Annotated in this window: 14 protein-coding genes and 2 pseudogenes; all 16 read left to right on the top strand. The window is 59.9% G+C overall.

The window, feature by feature from the left end; genetic code table 11:
* Window positions 1-295 precede the first annotated feature (295 nt).
* A pseudogene (locus BUA56_RS09485) lies at window positions 296-1,735 on the top strand (recombinase family protein); the annotation flags it as partial.
* An 86-nt stretch (window positions 1,736-1,821) separates the two neighbouring features.
* Window positions 1,822-1,920: pseudogene (locus BUA56_RS23975) on the top strand (Maff2 family mobile element protein); the annotation flags it as partial.
* Between the two features lie 66 nt (window positions 1,921-1,986).
* Window positions 1,987-2,853, top strand: a complete 867-nt coding sequence (locus tag BUA56_RS09475) for a VirB6/TrbL-like conjugal transfer protein, CD1112 family (RefSeq protein WP_003510919.1) — start codon at window positions 1,987-1,989, stop codon at window positions 2,851-2,853.
* A 12-nt stretch (window positions 2,854-2,865) separates the two neighbouring features.
* Complete coding sequence (locus BUA56_RS09470; RefSeq protein WP_003510917.1) at window positions 2,866-3,423, top strand: MT-A70 family methyltransferase; 558 nt, start codon at window positions 2,866-2,868, stop codon at window positions 3,421-3,423.
* Window positions 3,424-3,428: 5 nt separating this feature from the next.
* A complete protein-coding gene (locus BUA56_RS09465) occupies window positions 3,429-3,830 on the top strand; it encodes a PrgI family protein (RefSeq protein WP_003510916.1) in 402 nt (133 codons plus the stop codon).
* Window positions 3,781-6,204: a VirB4-like conjugal transfer ATPase, CD1110 family gene (locus BUA56_RS09460; RefSeq protein WP_003510914.1), complete on the top strand. Its 2,424-nt coding sequence runs from the start codon at window positions 3,781-3,783 to the stop codon at window positions 6,202-6,204. The genes BUA56_RS09465 and BUA56_RS09460 overlap by 50 nt, the downstream gene beginning before the upstream one ends.
* 2 nt (window positions 6,205-6,206) lie before the next feature.
* Complete coding sequence (locus BUA56_RS09455) at window positions 6,207-6,842, top strand: hypothetical protein (RefSeq protein WP_003510907.1); 636 nt, start codon at window positions 6,207-6,209, stop codon at window positions 6,840-6,842.
* A complete protein-coding gene (locus BUA56_RS09450) occupies window positions 6,830-7,846 on the top strand; it encodes a DNA cytosine methyltransferase (protein WP_003510905.1) in 1,017 nt (338 codons plus the stop codon). The genes BUA56_RS09455 and BUA56_RS09450 overlap by 13 nt, the downstream gene beginning before the upstream one ends.
* A complete protein-coding gene (locus BUA56_RS09445; protein ID WP_003510904.1) occupies window positions 7,847-9,745 on the top strand; it encodes a C40 family peptidase in 1,899 nt (632 codons plus the stop codon).
* A 13-nt stretch (window positions 9,746-9,758) separates the two neighbouring features.
* Window positions 9,759-10,208, top strand: a complete 450-nt coding sequence (locus BUA56_RS09440; protein ID WP_003510902.1) for an XF1762 family protein — start codon at window positions 9,759-9,761, stop codon at window positions 10,206-10,208.
* Complete coding sequence (locus BUA56_RS09435) at window positions 10,183-10,956, top strand: adenine nucleotide alpha hydrolase family protein (protein WP_003510900.1); 774 nt, start codon at window positions 10,183-10,185, stop codon at window positions 10,954-10,956. The genes BUA56_RS09440 and BUA56_RS09435 overlap by 26 nt, the downstream gene beginning before the upstream one ends.
* Window positions 10,943-11,224 (top strand): DUF4315 family protein, encoded by a 282-nt coding sequence (locus BUA56_RS09430; protein WP_003510898.1) that lies wholly within the window; start codon window positions 10,943-10,945, stop codon window positions 11,222-11,224. The genes BUA56_RS09435 and BUA56_RS09430 overlap by 14 nt, the downstream gene beginning before the upstream one ends.
* On the top strand, window positions 11,214-12,392 hold the full coding sequence (locus tag BUA56_RS24120; RefSeq protein WP_072851203.1) for a CD1107 family mobile element protein: 1,179 nt from the start codon (window positions 11,214-11,216) through the stop codon (window positions 12,390-12,392). Before BUA56_RS09430 ends, BUA56_RS24120 begins: the two co-directional genes overlap by 11 nt.
* Window positions 12,389-14,485 carry a type IA DNA topoisomerase gene (locus tag BUA56_RS09420; protein WP_072851201.1) on the top strand — a complete coding sequence of 699 codons (2,097 nt, stop codon included), beginning with the start codon at window positions 12,389-12,391 and terminating at the stop codon, window positions 14,483-14,485. The genes BUA56_RS24120 and BUA56_RS09420 overlap by 4 nt, the downstream gene beginning before the upstream one ends.
* Window positions 14,475-15,002 carry a hypothetical protein gene (locus BUA56_RS09415; protein WP_003510887.1) on the top strand — a complete coding sequence of 176 codons (528 nt, stop codon included), beginning with the start codon at window positions 14,475-14,477 and terminating at the stop codon, window positions 15,000-15,002. Before BUA56_RS09420 ends, BUA56_RS09415 begins: the two co-directional genes overlap by 11 nt.
* 12 nt (window positions 15,003-15,014) lie before the next feature.
* Window positions 15,015-16,874, top strand: a complete 1,860-nt coding sequence (locus BUA56_RS09410) for an antirestriction protein ArdA (protein WP_003510886.1) — start codon at window positions 15,015-15,017, stop codon at window positions 16,872-16,874.
* Window positions 16,875-17,402: the final 528 nt, after the last annotated feature.

The following is a 17,402-nucleotide window of genomic DNA, read 5'->3' as shown; positions in this document are numbered from 1 at the left end:
TTCATAGCTCCTTTGCTTTGGATTTGTTACGCAGTAGAAGCGCGGTTTCGGGGAATAAGGTATAAATCCCTTGCCGCGCCAGATACACACCCGCAAAACCGCTTGTAGCAAGGCTTTTTCTGCCCCTACTGCGTAACAAAGGGCATGAAAAAAGCGGCGTTCCTGTTCTCCCATGTAGAGAGTAAGAAACGCCGCTTCTGCGTCGTATTCAGTTTTTAGTACAATACCCTGCTTGTCCGTCGCTCGAAAAACCTTGATTTTCCAGTGTTTTCAAAAGTATCGTTATCTAACGTCAGCTTTTCAAAGGCCCGGTTTTCAAGCCATGCTTGCAGACATTGAAGCCGGGAAAGTGGGTACGGTCATTGTCAAGGACATGAGCCGGTTAGGGCGAAACTACTTGCAGGTAGGGTTTTACACGGAAATGCTGTTCCCTCAAAAGGGAGTGCGTTTTATCGCTGTCAACGACAATGTGGACAGCGCAAACGGCGGCATGGACAACGATTTTACCCCTCTGCGAAATCTGTTCAACGAATGGCTGGTGAGAGATACGAGCAAGAAAATCAAAGCAGTAAAACGAGCAAAAGGCATGAGTGGAAAGCCTGTTACCAGCAAGCCGGTATATGGCTACCTCATGGACGAGGACGAGAACTATCTCGTTGACGAGGAAACCGCGCCGGTTGTCCAGCAGATATACCAGCTTTGTCTTGCCGGGAATGGCCCGACCAAGATTGCCCGTATGCTTACGGAGCAGCAAATCCCCACGCCGGGGACGCTGGAATACCGCAGGACGGGCAGCACCCGCCGCTACCACCCCGGCTATGAGTGCAAATGGGCGACGAACACCGTCGTTCATATCCTTGAAAACCGGGAGTACACCGGCTGTCTGGTAAACTTCAAGACGGAGAAGCCCTCTTACAAGGTCAAGCACAGCGTAGAGAACCCCGTGGAGAAGCAGGCCATTTTTGAGAACCACCATGAGCCGATTATCGACACGGAAACATGGGAGCGCGTGCAGGAGTTACGCAAGCAGCGCAAACGCCCGAACCGCTATGATGAAGTGGGGCTGTTCTCCGGTATGCTGTTCTGCGCCGACTGCGGCCATGTGATGTACCAGCAGCGGTATCAGAACAAGAACCGCAAGCAGGACTGTTACATCTGCGGCAGCTACAAGAAGCGCACCCGCGACTGTACGGCGCACTTTATCCGCACCGACCTGTTGACCGCCGGTGTCCTCTCCAATCTCCGGCAAGTGACCGAGTATGCCGCCAAGCATGAGAGCCGCTTTGTGAAGCTGCTTATCCAGCAGAACGAGATCGGCGGCAAGAGAAAGACCGCCGCAGCTACCAAGCAGCTTGAACAGGCGCAGGAGCGTATTGCCGAAGTGAGCCGCATTATCAAGCGGCTGTATGAGGACAATGTAAACGGCAAAATCAGCGACGAGCGTTTCATGGAACTGTCGGCAGACTATGAGCAGGAGCAGCGGGAACTGAAAGACCGCGCCGCCGCTTTGCAGGCCGAACTGGACAAGTCGCAGGCCGCCACCGTCAACGCGGAAAAGTTTATGGGTATCGTCCGAAAGCACCTTGCCTTTGAGGAACTTACCCCCACCCTCTTGCGGGAAATGATTGATAAAATCGTCGTGCATGAGTGCAGCTATGACGAGAACGGCACCCGCAGGCAGGACATTGAGATTTATTACAGCTTTGTCGGCAAGATTGATTTGCCCGAAGCCTAACGCCCGACCTATCCGACACAATGGCCAAGTGCCGGATAGGAACGGCAAAATTTTTTACACTTCTATTACTTCTTTATCGCACATCAGCAAAGTCGCAGGGAATTAAACAGCTCATGGCCGGCGGCGGTGTCGCCCTCATCGGCCTGACCCTGATCCCCCTGCTGTCCGGCCTGCTCTCCGCCTGATGTCCGCCAGCAGACCCCACGGGAGGCCCCGGCACACGGGGCCTCCCGGAAAGGAGATGATCCCCGTTGATCTTTGACGCGATACAGGAGTGGTTCCAGGAACTGCTCATCGACGGTATCATTTCAAACCTGACCGGGATGTTTGATACCCTGAATACCAAGGTGGGCGAGATCGCCGGGGAGGTGGGCATGACACCCTCCGCGTGGAACAGCGGCATCTTCAATATGGTCCGCAGCCTCTCGGAGACCGTGATCGTCCCCATCGCCGGCATCGTCCTCACCTTTGTCATGTGCTATGAGCTCATCCAGCTCATCGTAGAAAAGAACAACCTCCACGACTTCGACACCTGGATCTTCTTCAAGTGGATCTTCAAGACCTTCTGCGCGGTGCTCATCGTCACCAACACCTGGAACATCGTCATGGCGGTGTTTGATGTGGCGCAGAACGTGGTCAGCCAGAGCGCCGGCGTCATCATCTCGGACGCGGGCATCGACATATCCGGCGTGACCGCCGATCTGGAGATCCAGCTCGCGGACTGGAGCATCGGCGCCCTGCTGGGGCTTTGGTTCCAGAGCATCTTCGTGGGATTGTGTACGCAGGTCCTCTCTATCTGTATTTTCTTGGTGATCTACGGGAGGATGATTGAGGTGTATTTGGTGACCTCGATAGGTCCCATCCCCTTTGCCACGATGGCGAACCGGGAATGGGGCAACACGGGGCAGAATTATCTCCGCTCCCTGCTGGCCCTGGGCTTCCAGGCGTTCCTCATTATGATCTGTGTAGGGATCTACGCGGTGCTGGTGGAGAATATTTCCCTGAGCGGCGACAACATTTCCGGCGCCATCTGGGGGTGCATGGGGTACACGGTGCTCCTGTGCTTCACCCTCTTTAAGACCGGCAGCCTCGCCAAGTCACTGTTCGGGGCGCATTAGGGGGAGGCCGGTATGGAGAAGAAATACAATGTCATCTACGCGGACCCGCCCTGGTCCTACAAGGTATGGAGCAAGAAGGGCGCGGGCCGGAGCGCGGAAAGCCATTATCCCACCATGAGCATAGAGGCCATCAAGGCGCTGCCCGTATCCCGGATTGCGGCCGGGGACTGCGCCCTGTTCCTCTGGATCACCTTCCCCATGCTCCGGGAGGGCTGGGCCGTTATGGACGCTTGGGGCTTCACCTTCAAGACGGTGGCCTTCGTGTGGGTCAAGCAATGCCGCAAATCGGATAACATCTTCACCGGGATGGGATACTGGACCCGCGCTAATGCGGAGATCTGCCTGCTGGCGACCCGCGGGCACCCGAAACGGGCGGCCAGGGATGTCAAGCAGGTCATCCTCTCCCATGTTGAGGAGCACAGCAAAAAGCCGGATGAGGCGCGGCACCGGATCGAGACCCTGATGGGGGATGTCCCCCGGATCGAGCTGTTCGCCCGGCAGGCGACCCCCGGCTGGGATGTATGGGGAAATGAAGTAGCAAGCGATATTCAGCTTGCGGAAAGGAGTTGATTTTATTGGCCTATGTAACGATCCCGAAGGACTTAAGCAAGGTACAGAGCAAGATCCTGTTCGGGCTGACCAAACGGCAGGTGATATATTTCGGAGCGGCAGCAATTATCGGCGTGCCGCTTTTCTTTTTGACTAAGGAGGCGCTGGGCACCACCACGGCGGCCCTGTGCATGATCCTGGTGATGCTGCCCTTCTTCCTGTTCGCCATGTATGAGAAGAACGGGCAGCCCCTGGAGGTGTTCCTGGGGCACCTCATCGACAATAAATTTATCCGACCAAAGACGCGGATCTACCAGACCAACAACCTGTACTCCGCCCTGGCGCGGCAGTATGAATTGGAACAGGAGGTGAGAGCGATTGCAGGCAAAAACGGCAAGACCCGCAAAACCGGCAGGAGCAAGGCGTAAGCTGACCCGCGCCGAGCGTAAACAGATCGAGGCAGTGGTCCGCCAGGCCAAAGGGGACGGGAAAGCCCATACGGTGCAGGAGAGCATCCCCTTCCGCAATATGTTCCCGGACGGCCTGTGCCGGCTGGAGGGCGGGGCCTTCTCCAAGACGATTGCTTTCGAGGACGTCAACTACCGCCTGGCCTCGCCGGAGGACCAGCGGGATATTTTTGAACACCTCTGCGATTTCTACAACGGCTACGACCCCACCATCGGGGTACAGATGACTTTGAGCAGCCGGTATGTGGAGCATGGGCCGGAGGAGGACCTGTTCGGCATCCACCCTCAGGGGGACGACCTGGACCCTGTCCGGGAGGACGCGGCGGGGATACTCCGCTTCCAGTATGAGCGGGGCAGCAACGGCTATGTGAAAACCAAGTATGTGACCCTGACCATCGAGGCGGAGAACCTTCCGGCGGCGCGGGCGAGGTTCGCCCGCATTGAGACTGACACCCTCAACCGCTTCAAGGTCATGGGTGCCGCCGCCCATGTGCTGGACGGGAAGGAGCGGCTGGAGCTGCTTCACGGCATCCTCCACCCGGAGGGTGGCAAGTTCGCCTTCGATTGGGACTGGCTGGCGCCCAGCGGGCTGTCGGTCAAGGACTTCATCGCCCCGTCCTCCTTCCACTTCGGGGAGACCCGCACCTTCCGCATCGGCGAGATGTACGGGGCTGTCAGCTTTTTGCAGATCACCGCCCCGGAGATCCACGACCGCATTTTGGCGGAGTTCATGGAGACCGAGGGCAACATCCTGGTGACCATGCACATCCGAGGCATCAATCAGAACGAGGCCATCAAGATGGTCAAGCGCAAGATCACCGACCTGGACGCCATGAAAATTGCGGAGCAGAAGCGGGCGGTGCGCAGCGGGTATGACATGGACATCCTCCCCAGCGACCTTGCCACCTACGGCGGCGCGGCAAAGACCATCCTCCAGGACCTGCAAAGCCGGAATGAACGAATGTTCAACCTGACCTTCCTGGTCATGCACATGGCTGAGACCCGGCAGAAGCTGGAGATCGCCGTGTCCCAGGCGGCCAGTGTGGCGCAGACCTACAACTGCCTCCTCACCCGGCTGGACTTCCAGCAGGAGGACGGCCTCATGTCCTCTTTGCCCCTGGGGCTCAACCGTATCAGGATCGAGCGGAGTCTCACCACTTCGGCGCTGGCGGTGTTCGTGCCCTTCGTCACTCAAGAGCTGTTCATGGGCGGCGATGCCATGTACTACGGCCTCAACGCTTTGAGTAACAACATGATCCTTCTGGACCGCAAACAGTCCAGGAGCCCTAATGGACTGGTGTTCGGCACGCCGGGCAGCGGCAAGTCCATGAGCTGTAAGCGGGAGATCACCTTCATCATCCTGACCACCAAAGATAACGTCATCATCTGCGACCCGGAGGATGAGTATTCGCCCCTGGTACGCCGGCTGGGCGGGCAGGTGATCCGGCTGTCCCCATCCAGCACCGACTATGTGAACCCCCTGGACATCAATCTCAACTACTCGGACGAGGAGAACCCGCTGGCGCTGAAAAGTGATTTTGTCCTGTCCTTCTGCGAGCTCATCATGGGCAGCAAGACTGGGCTGGAGGCCATCGAAAAGACGGTCATCGACCGGGCGGTGCAGAAAATCTATCAGAATTACTTTGCCGACCCACGGCCGGAGAATATGCCGATCCTGGGCGACCTGATGGAGGCCCTGCTAGCCCAGCATATCCCGGAGGCCGACCGGGTGGCCCAGGCATTGGATTTGTACGTGAACGGCTCCCTCAACTTCTTCAACCACCGCACGACCGTGGACATCCGCAACCGGCTGGTCTGCTTCGATATCAAGGGCCTGGGCAAGAACCTGAAAAAGCCGGGGATGCTCATTGTCCAAGACGCGGTGTGGAACACCGTCACCATCAACCGGGCCATCGGCCGCTCCACCTGGTATTTCGTGGACGAGTTCCACCTCCTGCTGAAGGAGGAGCAGACTGCGGCGTACAGCGCCGAGATTTGGAAACGGTTCAGAAAGTGGGGCGGAGTGCCTACGGGGGCGACCCAGAACCCCAAGGACCTCCTCTCCTCCCCGGAGATCGAGAACATCCTGGAAAACAGTGATTTCATCTATATGCTCAACCAGGCCGCCGGAGACCGCAAGATTTTGGCGGAGCGGCTGGGCATTTCAGCGGAACAGCTTGCCTATGTGACCAACTCCGAACCGGGCCATGGGCTGCTGTTTTTTAATAATGTCATCCTGCCATTTGCGGACGACTTCCCGAAGGATACGGAGCTTTACAAGCTGCTCACCACCAAGCCCAGCGAGGTGGAGCACGCGGCGGAAACGGAGGAATGAATATGAAAAATAAGCTGTATATCATTGACGGCAAGACCTATCTGAACCATATCAATGATGAGGTCCATCTGTACGGCCTTCTCCACCAGCTTGCCTTCCTGGCGGGCAGGATCAAGGACGAGGAGGATGTGTTCCATGTGCTGGACACGGCGAAGCGGTACGGCGAGATCGCCGAGGAGAAGTTCCAGGGATGGGGCATCCCCGGCCGCTACCTGGTGTTCGGCGACCCTAAAGACCTGAACGACCTTATCGAGAAGGAACTGGACGAAGTGGAGATGATCCCCGCAGAGGAACCGAAGCCTAAAAAGTATCTGGATGAGTACATCATCCCCGGCAGCGGCTTCCGCCTGCTGGTGGGCGACATCCATCACCTGATCGTCCTCTATTATTCGCTGGCCCGCCGCCTGTCCGAAGCGGAGACGGAGAAGGACTTCCTCCGGCTGAAGAAAAAGGCCGGCGGTTATGAGAAGGTGCTGAAAAAGCTCTTCCGCAGCCTGGGCCTTCCGGAGGACAGCAACGCCGCCCAGGACATCCTGGAGGAGTCCATCATCCGCCGCCATAACCTGGTCCGCCTGGAGGATGTGGAGGAGCCCCAGGACGAGGGAGACCTTGAAGGGGACGAGGTATGGAGCGACTGACCCATGTAAGCCTGTTCTCCGGCATCGGCGGCCTGGACCTGGCGGCGGAGGCGGCCGGGTTCGAGACCGTCTGCCAGTGTGAATGGGCGGACTACCCCTATTCCGTCCTGGAGCGGCACTGGCCGGATGTGCCGAAGTTCCGGGACATCACCACATTTACGAAGGAGGCGTTTTTTGAGAAAACAGGACTTGAAACAGTCACCATCATCTCCGGCGGCTTCCCCTGTCAGCCCTTCTCCACCGCTGGAAAGCGGCGGGGTTTTGCGGATGAACGCTACCTGTGGCCGGAAATGTGCCGCGTTATTGCCGAACTGCGGCCCCGTTGGGTGCTTGGGGAAAATGTTGCTGGCTTCATCAATATGGGGCTCGACAAAACGATTTTTGACCTGGCAAAAGCGGGATACGCTGTTCTCCCATTCGTATTTCCGGCTTGCGGCGTCGGCGCGTGGCATGAGCGCCAGCGAACTTTTATCGTCGCGGCTGATGTTTCCCACGCCCCTTGCCTCCGACAAATCCACCTGCAGGGACGCGGCAAACCTGGATGTGTTCCTGTCGGACAATGGGATCTTCCGCAAGCGGAACAGGGACGGGAGCATCTGGAGCCTGAGCCTTTCGGCGGCGGTGTTCTACCTGACGCCGGCGGCGTCAGAGGGCTACCGCTCCACCTTAAAACCCACGGCCTTTCGAGGCAAGTCCCCGTCCAGCAACCTTTCGGCCCAGGTGATCCACCAGGAGCAGCCCCTGTCGGAGAAGGCGGCCCTGAACCCCGATTGGGTGGAATGGCTCATGGGCTTCCCGAAAGGATGGACGGCCGTATCCTCTGGGCCGCCGAGCCAGAGGGCGTCCCCCGCATAACCGAGGACACGAAGGACCGGGCCCTGCGGCTGAAAACCCTGGGCAACGCGGTCTGCCCGCCCCAGGCTTATCCTATTTTTCACTATATCGCGGCGATTGAGACCGGGGCTTGTGTGGACATTTGCCCCTATGGAGGAGGTGACGGATAAATGCAGGAATGGAAATTCTCCGAGAAGGAGGCCCAGAAGATGACCCATGACGGGGCCATCTCGGTAAACCTGGTGACCGGCGAGGCCACCCATATCTCGGACCGTCCCCCGGAGCAGGACTATTCTCCCGACCATGAGGCGGCGGGAACGGTGGGCCGGGCAATGGATGAGGCAGCGGGCCATGTGGAACGGCGCCAGGCGAAAAAGGCGCGGCGAAAGCGGCGCGATACCTTCCGGGAGGGTGAGGCGGCCAGGAACCGCCCTTCCTCCCGTTTGCAGTTTTCGGAGGCAGACCGGGCGGCGCCGGAGCTGAAAAAGCCCATCCGCAAGTCCGACAAGGCGGTGGATAAGCTGGACGCGGCAAAGGCCGCCGTCCCCGTGAAGCCCCCTGGCAAGGAGCATGGCAACCCCTTATCCCGGCCGGTGCAGGAAATACGGTCTACCCTCCACGGCGAGGTGAGCAAGGTGGAGGGCGAGAATTCCGGTGTTCAGGCCGGCCACCTGGGAGAACGGCAGATTGAGAAGGCCGTGGGCTATGGCGGCCGCCGCTTCCACCAGGCGCGTGCGGATCGCAAGCTGAAACCCTGGCGGGATGTAACAAAAGCGGAGCAGGCGGCGGCAAAGGTCAACGCGGATTTCTATTGGCAGAAGTCCGTCATGGAGAACCCCCAGCTTGCGTCCAGCAATCCCATCTCCCGCCTTTGGCAGAAGAAACGGCTGCAAAAGCAGTATGCCGCCGCACATCGGGCAGGGACCGGCGCGACCCAGGCTGCGGGAAAGGCATCCCAGACCGCCGCTTCCGCGGCGAAGAAGGGCGGCGGGACCGTGGCTCAGAAGCTGGGCGGCTTTGTCACGAAGAACAAGCACACCCTTCTCATCGTGGGCGGGATCGGGCTGATGCTCATGCTCATCATGGGGCTGATGCAGTCCTGCACCTCCATGTTCGGGGGCGGGACTTCCGGCCTGGTGGCCTCCTCCTATCTTTCGGAGGACGCGGACCTGACCGGGGCCGAGGCCGCCTACTGCGGGATGGAGGCGGAGCTGCAAGAGTACCTGGACACCTATGAGAGCACCCACGACTATGATGAATATCACTTTGACCTGGACGAGATCGAGCATGACCCCTATGTGCTGCTGTCCATCCTGTCCGCCCTCCATGAGGGTGTGTTCACCCTGGACGAGGTACAAGGGGATCTGGAAATGCTCTTTGACAAGCAGTACATCCTTACCGAGACCGTGACCACCGAAACAAGGTATCGGACGGAAACGAGAACGGACAGCGAGGGCAACGAGTACGAGGTGGAGGTTCCCTACACCTGGTACATCTGTACCGTCACGCTGGAGAATTTCGACCTCTCCCATGTGCCGGTCTATATCATGGGCGAGGACCAGCTCTCCATGTACGCCGTGTATATGTCCACCCTGGGCAACCGGCCGGACCTGTTCCCGTCCTCCGGGTATGTGGGCAAGTACATCGAGAACCCGCCCACGGCCTGGGACATCCCCGCCGAGTACCTGACGGATGAACGCTTTGCCACCCTTATCACCGAGGCGGAAAAATACCTAGGCTATCCCTATGTGTGGGGCGGTTCCAGCCCGGAGACCTCCTTCGACTGTTCCGGCTTCGTCAGCTATGTGCTGACCAGCACCGGTCTGTGCAACACCGGGCGGCTGGGCGCCCAGGGGCTCTACAATATCTCCACCCCGGTATCCGATCCCCAGCCGGGCGACCTGGTGTTTTTCGTGGGGACCTACGACACCCCAGGCGTTTCCCATGTGGGCATTTATGTGGGCGATAATATGATGCTGCACTGTGGAGATCCGATTTCCTACACCAATTTGAACACCAGCTACTGGCAATCCCATTTCTATGCCTACGGCCGGCCGCCGTACAACTGATGGGAGGTGTTCCATGCTATCTTTATGTCCGGTATCCCTGGCCGAGGCCAACGCTTTTGTCGCAGAGCACCACCGCCACCATAAGCCAGTGCGGGGGCACAAGTTCTCCCTGGGCTGTATGGTGGATGGGCGCCTTGCAGGCGTCGCTATCGTGGGGCGGCCTGTCAGCCGGTATTTGGATGATGGGCTGACCCTGGAAGTCAACCGGCTGTGTACGGATGGGACGCAAAATGCTTGCAGTTTCCTCTACGGCGCGGCGGCGCGGGCAGCTAGGACCATGGGATACCGAAAAATCATCACTTACATTTTGGATACGGAGAATGGCGTAAGCCTCCGGGCGGCGGGCTGGAAATGCGCCGGCCTGGCCGGAGGCAAAATGTGGACCGGAAAACGCCGCCCTTCTGAACCTCTGTATCCCGCACAAATGAAATACCGATATGAAAAAGAATGGAACGGGAGGTGAAACACACATCAATATGGTTTCCTATGGGGGCGGCGCCAACAGCACCGCCCTTCTGATCGGGCTGCACCAGCACCGTATCCCGGTGGACCTGATCCTCTTTGCGGATACGGGGGCGGAGCATCCCCACACCTACGCCTACCTGGACGTCATGGACCGATGGCTGAAGGACCACGGGATGCCGCCCATCACCAGAGTCTACAAGACCACGCGGGACGGCAAGCGGCTGACCCTGGAGCAGGAGTGTTTGCAGAGCGGCACCCTGCCCTCCATCGCCTACGGCTTCAAGCGGTGTTCCCTGAAACACAAGATCGGGCCGCAGGAAAAGTTCTGCAATCACTATTTGCCCTGCCAAAAGGCATGGGCAGCGGGCAAGCGGGTGGTGAAGTTCATCGGCTACGATGCCGGCGAGGGCTACCGCAGCGACAAGGTGCTGCTGGGCGACCTGGCAGACCCCAAGTACAGCAAGTGGTATCCCCTGATGGAATGGGGATGGGACCGGGCGGCGTGTATGCAGGCCATTGAAGATGCGGGGCTTCCCCAACCCGGCAAGTCCTCCTGCTTTTTCTGTCCCAGCATGAGGGCAGAGGAGATCATCCACCTGCGGGATCACCACCCCGACCTGTTCCGAAGGGCCATCGCTCTGGAGGACAACGCCCGCCCCAATTTGAAAACGGTCCAAGGCCTGGGCCGGAACTACTCATGGAAAGAACGATTTGGAAAGGAGTTTTGCACACATGGCAACTGTTGAGAAGATCCGCCGTGATATTGAAAAGACCAAAGAGAAGATCTCCGAGCAGCAGAAGCGCCTCCGCACCCTGGAGGCCCAGCTCACCGAGGAGGAAAACCTGGAGATCGTCCGCATGGTCAAGGCGGTAAAGATGGACAACCGGGAGCTGACGGCCTTCTTGAAGGCCTACGCCAGCGGCCTCATCACCCTGCCGGAGGGCATGATGGAGGCGGAGGCCGCGGCGGACCCCGGCGAGAATGAGATGGAGGATACCGAGTATGAAGAATAAGAAGATCATCCGCCTGTTTACGGCGGCCCTGGCCGTGGCGCTCTGTGCCACGGCCTTTGCTGTCCCCGCTTTCGCCGGCGGCGGGGAGGGCGAACCCTACTACACCGAAACGGCCGGGACGGAGGCGGACCCTGCGGAGGACGCCGAGGCCCCGGAGGTCACTGTCACCGATGAGGAAGATCCCGCCGGCGATGATAGCGCGGACAATAACACGGAGGTTGACGGGGACACCCTGGACCAGATCACCGAACTGATGGGCGGTCTGGGGACTGTGACTGTCACCGAGGACGGTATCCTGTTCACCCCTGACACGGAGAAATGGGAAACCCATCAGACCGGCACCGTGACCACCTGCGGCGGCAACCTGAATGTCCGCACCGGCGCGGGGCTGGACAACGACGCCTTCACCCAGCTTCCCGATGGGGCGCAGGTGGAGGTCATCGGCACCGAGGGCGAATGGGTCAAAGTGCTTCTGCCGGAGCGGGAGGGCTATGTCCATTCCGACTACCTGACCATCACGGACACGGGCAGCTTCTCCCTCTCCCTGGACGAGACGGACCTCTCCGCCCTGATGGAGTTGTTCGCCTCCGGCCTCTCCGGGGGCGGAGGGACCGCTCTCACCCCGGATGGGAACCTGTCCCTCATTGACGACCTGGGCGGCGCATCCTCCGGCAAACAGTTCATCACGGTGGAGACAAAGGGCGGAAATGTGTTCTATCTCATCATCGACCGGGATGACGAGGGGGCGCAGACCGTCCACTTCCTGAACCAGGTGGACGAGGCGGACCTCCTGGCACTGATGGAGGATGGCGAGGTCCAGGAGGCACCGGCGGTCTGCACCTGTACGGAGAAATGCCAGGCCGGGGCGGTGAACACTTCCTGCGAGGTGTGCGCGGTGAATATGGCCGAGTGCGCCGGCGCGGAGCCGGAGGTTGAACCCGAACCGGAGCCGGAGGAGGAGAAGTCCGGGGGCATGGGCGCCCTGGCGCTGGTCCTGGTGCTGGTGGTGCTGGGCGGCGGCGGAGCCTTCGCCTACATCAAGTTCATCCGTCCCAAGCAGGCGACCAAGGCCAGCGCGGACCCGGACGACTATGATTTTGCCGATGAGGAGGAGTATATCAACGAGGACGAACCTGAACAGGAGGAAGAAACGGAGGATACGAAATGAAGCTGGTGATCTGTGAGAAACCGAGTGTTGCAAAATCCATCGCGTCGGCCCTGGGTGTCACATCCAGGGCCGATAGCTGTTTTGAAGGAAATGGGCTCATCGTTTCCTGGTGCGTGGGGCATCTGGTGTCCCCGATGGACGCGGCCGGGTATGACCCCGCCTATAAGAAGTGGAAGTATGACGACCTTCCCATCCTGCCGGAGCCCTTCCGTTATGTGCTGGCGAAGGGCAAAGAGGACGCCTTCCAGAATTTGAAGCGCCTCATGGAGCGCCCGGATGTGACGGAGCTGGTCAACGCCTGCGACGCCGGGCGGGAGGGCGAGCTCATCTTCCGGCTGGTCTATGAGATGGCGGGCTGCCGGAAGCCCTTCTCCCGCCTGTGGATCTCCTCCATGGAGGACGCGGCCATCCGGGAGGGCTTTGCCGGCCTGCGCCCCGGCGCGGAGTATGACCCGCTGTATCAGTCTGCCCTCTGCCGCCAGAAAGCGGACTGGCTCATCGGGATCAACGCCACAAGATTATTTTCGGTGTTATACCACCGCACCCTGAATGTGGGGCGTGTCCAGACGCCCACCCTTGCCATGCTGGTGGACCGGGACAGCAAAATCACAATGTTCCGCAAAGAGAAGTACCACCATGTGCGCCTGACCCTGGGCGGGGCCGAGGCGGTGTCGGAGAAGATCGCCGCCCCGGAGGAGGCGGAGACCCTGCGGGCGGCCTGTGCCGGCGCGGAGGCGGTCTGCGCTTCCGTCACCCGTGAGCAGAAGAAAGAAGCGCCGCCCAGGCTCTACGACCTGACCACCCTCCAGCGGGAGGCTAACCGCATCTTCGGCTACACGGCCAAGCAGACGCTGGACTACGCGCAATCCCTCTACGAGAAGAAGCTACTGACCTATCCCCGGACGGACAGCCGGTATCTGACTGCCGACATGGCGGAGTCCGCTTCGGCGGTCCTCCACCTGGCGGCGAAGGTGCCGTCCTTTGATGGATGCAAGGAGTTCTTCCCGGATGTGACTTTGCTGGTGAATGACAAGAAGGTGTCCGACCACCACGCCATCATCCCTACCCTGGAGCTGGAGAAGGCCAGTCTATCCGAACTGCCCGTGGGCGAGCGCAATATCCTTCTGCTGGTGTGCCGGGAGCTGCTGTGCGCGGTTGCGGAGCCCTATGTGTACGAGGCGGTGACGGCAACCTTTACCTGCGGCGGGCAGACCTTCACCGCTAAGGGGCGGCGCATCCTCTCCGAGGGCTGGCGTGAGATCGACCACATTTTCCGCGCTTCCCTGAAGGAGCAGCCGGAGGACGAGGCGGATCCCGCCGCCCTGCCGGATTTTACCGAAGGCCAGACCTTTGACCAGGTGGATGCCTCTGTCACCGAACACTTCACCGCCCCGCCCAAGGCCTACACGGAGGACACCCTCCTGGCGGCGATGGAGACCGCCGGGAAAGAGGAGATGCCGGAGGACGCCGAGCGCAAGGGTCTGGGCACCCCGGCCACCAGGGCGGCGATCCTGGAAAAGCTGGTGGCAGCCGGTTTTGTGGAGCGCAAAGGCAAAAGCCTCATCCCCACCAAGGCGGGGATCAACCTGGTCACCGTCCTGCCGGATACGCTGACCTCTCCCATGCTCACGGCGGAGTGGGAACAGAAGCTGACCGCCATCGCCAGGGGCGAGGGCGACCCCGCCGCTTTCATGGCGGGGATCTCTGACATGGCGCGGGAGCTGGTGAAAACCTATTCCCATATCTCCGAGGAGGGACAAAAGCTGTTCGCCCCGGAGCGGGAGGCCGTGGGCCTCTGCCCCCACTGCGGCAAGCCGGTCTACGAGGGAAAGAAGAATTTTTACTGCTCCGACCGCTCCTGCCAGTTTGTATTGTGGAAGGACGACCGTTTCTGGACCTCCCGCAAAAAGGAGTTGACAAAAAAGATGGCCGGCGACCTGCTGAAAAAGGGCCGCACCTCCGTCAAGGGAATGTGGTCTGAAAAGAAGGGTGCCACTTATGACGCGGTGGTGGTGCTGGACGATACCGGCGAGAAGTATGTCCGCTTCAAGCTGGAGTTCCCCAAACGGAAGGAGGGCGTGAATGGCAGATAAAGCAATCCCGGATATTTCCCTGGGCGGTGCGGAACAGAATATGAGCCGGGAGGAGCTGGCGGCGGTGACGAAAGCTGTTGCCACTCTCTCCCCGGAGGACCGGGACCTGCTGGCCGCTGTGCAGGAGTCCCCGTTCCGGCTGACCACGGCGGAGCAGTTCCTGGAATTTGAGAAAAATGTAGACTGCTTTGTACTGGAGCCCCATGTCCAGACCCTGGAGGATCTTGGCTGGGAGTACCTGGAGGAGAAACTGACCATTGACCTGACGGATGACCTCCGGACCGCCATTGACCCCGCGCCCTTCGGCCGGCGCGCTCTGGAGGAGGACCGGGGGTGCTTCACCAGCCGGGGCTATCTGTTCCCCACGGACGACGAGTGGCAGCACGACCGCCCCCAGGCGAAGCAGGCGGACCGCAAGCCCTCCATCAAGGAGCGGCTGGAACAGAGCAAACAGGAGTGCAGGAACAAGAACAAGGCCCAGGCGCCCCACAAGGGGAAATCTGAGCCGGAGCTGTAAGGAGGTGCGTATATGCCCCATTATGAATATGACAAGGACTATCCCTTTGCCGCCTTCATTACCAACCTGGGCAAGTACAACGAGGGCGACCTGGTGGGCGAATGGGTAAAATTCCCCACCACACCGGAGGAGATGCAGAAGGTGTTTGAACGGATCGGCATTGGGCAGAAGGATGACTTCAGCCAGCCCTACGAGGAGTGGTTCATCACCGACTATGACTGCTATGTGGACGACCTCTATGACAAACTGGGCGAGTATGAGAACCTGGACGAGCTCAACTACCTGGCCTCCAAGCTGGACGAGATGAGCCAGGGCGAGTATAAACAGTTCCAGGCGGCGATGGAGATCGGCAACCATTCGGGCAGTTTGCAGGAGATCATCAACCTGACCGAGAACCTGGACTGCTACGACATTTACCCCGACATCCACGACCATGACGACCTGGGCCGGTATTACATCGAGGAGCTGGACGCCATGCAGGTGCCGGAGCATCTGCGCAACTACATCGACTACGAGGCCTACGGCCGGGACGTCGCCCTGGAGGAGGGCGGCGAGTTCACCGACCTGGGGTATGTGCGGGATACCGGGAGCCGCTTTGACGAGGTGTACGATGGGGACCGGGACAGTATCCCGGAGGAATACCGGGTGATGACCTTCCAGGAGGCGGAGGAGTTGACTGAGGAGGAAAAATCCGAGTGGGCAATGGACATTGCCTACGACATGGACGAGTTCTTCCGCCAGCACGACCCGCAGTACGCCGCCGAGCACCCGGAGGAGCACGCAGCAAAAGAAGAAATCTATGAAAACCTGATGGCCGGGCGCATTTCCGCCCTGGATGAGAAGCTGGCCGCCCTGGGGCAGACCCAGGAGGACTATCTGCCTTCCGAGATCGAGAAGTTCAAAGACGCCACCGGCTATGAAGAATTTCTCGATGTAGACCCTGCGGTGATCCGGGAGGCTATCCAGAACCCGGACAAGTCCCATGTGGACGAGATGCTGGCCTTTGCGGAGCAGGCGGGCCGGGAGTATGAGGCGGAGCTGTCCGGGCAGGCCCCGGCGCCCTCCCCGGATGACCTGGAGACCGGCGAAACGGTACGGACCCCCAGGGGTACCTTCTATGTGACGGATATGAGCCGGGAGCAAATGGAGGCGGCCGGGTACGGTCTGCACCATCAGTCTGACGATGGGAAGTATCTCATCATGGGCAACGGTTCCCGCGCCTTTGCTATCCGCGGCGAGGAGGCCCAGGAGCACGCCGCCCCGGAGAAGATGACCGTCCTGGTGGTGGAGCCCATGAAGGAGCCCTATGTGAAGGAAATCGCTCCCGGCCTCCATTCGTTACAGGCGGAGGTGGGCGGTGATATTGCCACCGCTTATCCCTTCTCCGACCCGGTGGGGCTGGTCTGCAACGATGAGGGCAAGCTGATCGGCCTGGAACTGAACCGGGGCCTGCGGGATGAGCATGGGGAGATTTACGACGTCATGGCCGGCACCTTCCTGGTGGTAGGGCTGGGTGAGGAGTCCTTCACCTCCCTGACCCCGGAGCAGGTGCAGAAGTACATGGAACATTTCAAGCAGCCGGAGCAGTTCATCAGCCTGAACGGGCAGATCATCGCCCTGCCGGTGGAGCCGGAGAACCCGCTCCGCACCGCCGAGATGACCCTGGAGGACGACTACGGGATGATCGACGGGGTGCTGAACAACGGCCGCAAGGGTGAGGAGCTGGAGAAGGCCCAGGGTGAGGCGCGCAGGACCACGCCGGAGAAGAAGCCCTCCATCCGGGAGCGGCTGGCGGAGGCCAAACGGGAGTGCGGCGAACGCAAGCCCCCGGACAAGGTTCAGCAGAAGAAGCCCCCGGAGCATGACCTATGAGCCGGAGCAAGAAGTGGCGGCTGGAGTGGTCCTTCTTCCTGGGGGAGAACGGCCGCCGCAGGTACAATAAGATCTGCAAGGGCTGTATCCATCCCTGCAAGCAGAGTTTCCGGGCGGTTCTTATCGCCTGTCCCCATTACCAGTCCGCACGCTCGAAAAAGTGTGGGGATAGGGGTTGAAAATGGGCTGAAAAATCGCCTGTGGCGGCTTTTCCGGGAGCCGTCCTTATGATTTCCCATGTGGGTCTGCCCCTTCAATTTAAGGGGTGCAGAGAGGCTGTTTTGAACACTTTTCCATAACAGAGCGGGAGCGCCGCCTTCGGTTTGGGCCGAGGGTGACGCTCCCACTTCTTTTTTTGTTCTCTTTTTTCTCTTTCAATCAGGATCGGACAGGAAGGGTGTTCGCAGCAGCAGGCGCTGTGGGAATGTGCGTAAACGACCATGTCTGCGGAGCTGTGGGAAACGATGTTTGCGGGCTGTGGGAAAGCCGGCGGCTTTTCCATCGGGCCGTGAATATCCGTTTTCCATC

Source organism: Lactonifactor longoviformis DSM 17459, from assembly GCF_900129135.1.
Lineage (GTDB): Bacteria > Bacillota > Clostridia > Lachnospirales > Lachnospiraceae > Lactonifactor > Lactonifactor longoviformis.
This window is presented reverse-complemented; position numbering and strand designations above follow the sequence as displayed.

Coding starts and splice junctions, on each gene's coding strand:
- BUA56_RS09450 (WP_003510905.1), top strand. CDS start 6,830: ATGGAGCGACTGACCCATGTAAGCCTGTTCTCCGGCATCGGCGGCCTG.
- BUA56_RS09435 (WP_003510900.1), top strand. CDS start 10,183: ATGAAAAAGAATGGAACGGGAGGTGAAACACACATCAATATGGTTTCC.
- BUA56_RS24120 (WP_072851203.1), top strand. CDS start 11,214: ATGAAGAATAAGAAGATCATCCGCCTGTTTACGGCGGCCCTGGCCGTG.
- BUA56_RS09455 (WP_003510907.1), top strand. CDS start 6,207: ATGAAAAATAAGCTGTATATCATTGACGGCAAGACCTATCTGAACCAT.
- BUA56_RS09415 (WP_003510887.1), top strand. CDS start 14,475: ATGGCAGATAAAGCAATCCCGGATATTTCCCTGGGCGGTGCGGAACAG.
- BUA56_RS09470 (WP_003510917.1), top strand. CDS start 2,866: ATGGAGAAGAAATACAATGTCATCTACGCGGACCCGCCCTGGTCCTAC.
- BUA56_RS09430 (WP_003510898.1), top strand. CDS start 10,943: ATGGCAACTGTTGAGAAGATCCGCCGTGATATTGAAAAGACCAAAGAG.
- BUA56_RS09440 (WP_003510902.1), top strand. CDS start 9,759: ATGCTATCTTTATGTCCGGTATCCCTGGCCGAGGCCAACGCTTTTGTC.
- BUA56_RS09445 (WP_003510904.1), top strand. CDS start 7,847: ATGCAGGAATGGAAATTCTCCGAGAAGGAGGCCCAGAAGATGACCCAT.
- BUA56_RS09410 (WP_003510886.1), top strand. CDS start 15,015: ATGCCCCATTATGAATATGACAAGGACTATCCCTTTGCCGCCTTCATT.
- BUA56_RS09420 (WP_072851201.1), top strand. CDS start 12,389: ATGAAGCTGGTGATCTGTGAGAAACCGAGTGTTGCAAAATCCATCGCG.